3 protein-coding genes are annotated in these 1,776 nt (G+C 41.2%); all 3 read left to right on the forward strand.

Going from position 1 to position 1,776, the window contains the following annotated elements; genetic code table 11:
• On the forward strand, positions 1 to 1,069 hold a 1,069-nt coding region (locus ACUVXA_RS20550), incomplete at its 5' end, for a heterodisulfide reductase-related iron-sulfur binding cluster (protein WP_445873160.1).
• Positions 1,070 to 1,188: 119 nt separating this feature from the next.
• Positions 1,189 to 1,482 carry an iron-sulfur cluster assembly scaffold protein gene (locus ACUVXA_RS20555; RefSeq protein WP_445873161.1) on the forward strand — a complete coding sequence of 98 codons (294 nt, stop codon included), beginning with the start codon at positions 1,189 to 1,191 and terminating at the stop codon, positions 1,480 to 1,482.
• Between the two features lie 32 nt (positions 1,483 to 1,514).
• Positions 1,515 to 1,586 carry a hypothetical protein gene (locus tag ACUVXA_RS20560; RefSeq protein ID WP_445873162.1) on the forward strand — a complete coding sequence of 24 codons (72 nt, stop codon included), beginning with the start codon at positions 1,515 to 1,517 and terminating at the stop codon, positions 1,584 to 1,586.
• Positions 1,587 to 1,776: the final 190 nt, after the last annotated feature.

The raw sequence follows: 1,776 nt of genomic DNA on the forward strand, positions 1-1,776 counted from the left end.
TAGAATCCTTAGAGGTGGAATTTACATGTTTTATGAAGATAAGTGTACTCTTTGTGGAGAGTGTTTGATAAAATGCCCCTACTTGGCTTATCCCGAAGAGAAGGCTAAGGCAGAGTTTAAAAAATTGATTGATGGTGAACCTACTCCGGTGACTGCTGAGTGTATCACTTGCTGCGCTTGTAACATGTTCTGTCCCGAGGGAGCCAATCCCTTTGATTTAATCAATCAGAGGCAAGAGGAAACGGGAACATTTCCAGCTACTGAGCGCGCGCTGGGTATGATGGGTATGGCTTCGCAGCTACCATCCGAAGTTATTAAGGGTGAGCCCGGAAAACCAGTCATGAATCTCTGCACTGTAGGTGATTTTCTTCCAGGAGTCGTTGAGGGTCAACTCTTCGATGGTTTAACCATTACTAAGGGGGGAGAATATTTCTGCTACATTGGCTGGATACACGTGGGAAAGCCTAGCCCGGTTAAGGAGAATGCTCAGAAATTTGTGGACAATCTTGCAAAAGTGGTAAAAGAGGTGGGTGCAAAGGAAGTAATTTGTTTCCATGATGACTGCTACGCCATGTTAGCCAACAAAGTTAATGAATTTGGAATAACACTACCATTCAAACCAATTCACATTATAGAGTATCTTCGGGATTATGTTAAGGACCACAAGGATCAAGTCAAGAAGCTTAACATAAAGATAGCCTATCAGCAGCCCTGCGCCTCCCGATACACCTTCGACAAAGACAAAATACTTGACGAACTCTTTGAACTCATAGGTGTTGAGAGAGTCCCCAGAAAATATGATAAAATGTACGCCCTCTGCTGCGGCGGAGCTCAGGGAGCAATGTCAACCGTGTCCAAAGAAGAAGTAGAAGAGTGGCGAATGAAGAACCTAATGGACGCTAAAGAACATGGAGCAGAAGCGATGATTTTCCTGTGTCCAATGTGTGTACTCAGCCTGAGGAGCAGAGCCAAAGCACAAGACTTGGAACCCTATATCATAAGCAATCTCGTACGCTTAGCTCTAGGTGAACAGCTCACAGTGGGAGGAGCAGGAAAAGTCTTTGAATAATAGCAACCCACTGATCAGCACTCACCCAATTAAGAATTGGAATATTAGACAATGTGCCAAATTTAAAAAAACCATTACTCCCATTTTCTTTTTTAAAGTATTAAAAGCGAGTGATAAAATTGAGTGAAGTAAAAGATCTACTGAAGAAATCGGGATATTCAGAAAAGGCAATAGAATATTATATAAACAAAGTAAATGTTGGAGAAATGGAGAATCCGGATGCAGATTATGCTTGGACCGGGCCTTGCGGGGACACTATGGAGTTTCAGCTAAGAATCAAAAATGATACTATTCAGGATGCTAAGTTCAGAGCAATCGGATGTGCAGGCTCATTTTCAGCGGGTTCCGCTCTAACCGAAATGATAAAGGGTAAAAAACTGGAAGAAGCCAAAAAAATCGATGAAAACAAATAATACAACATCTTGAAGAAATTCCGGAACAAAAAATACACTGCGCCAGACTGGCCATGATAACTCTACAAAAAACCATTGACCAATATCAAAAAAGCCACCAATAAAGGAATAGATGAAAATAGAGCATTTAAAGAGCAGCCACATATCGAGCATTGGAACAGAGTATATAAAATGACTCTAATGAGAAAAAAGAAAGTCATTTTTTAGGGGAGTGTTTTTCCAGCTAAATTGCTCTCATGGCCCGTAGTAGTTCGGTAATGTTTTTAGCTTTTGGATGCTTGTTTTAATTTGGTG

The sequence above is a fragment of the Candidatus Jordarchaeum sp. genome (genome assembly GCF_052745115.1).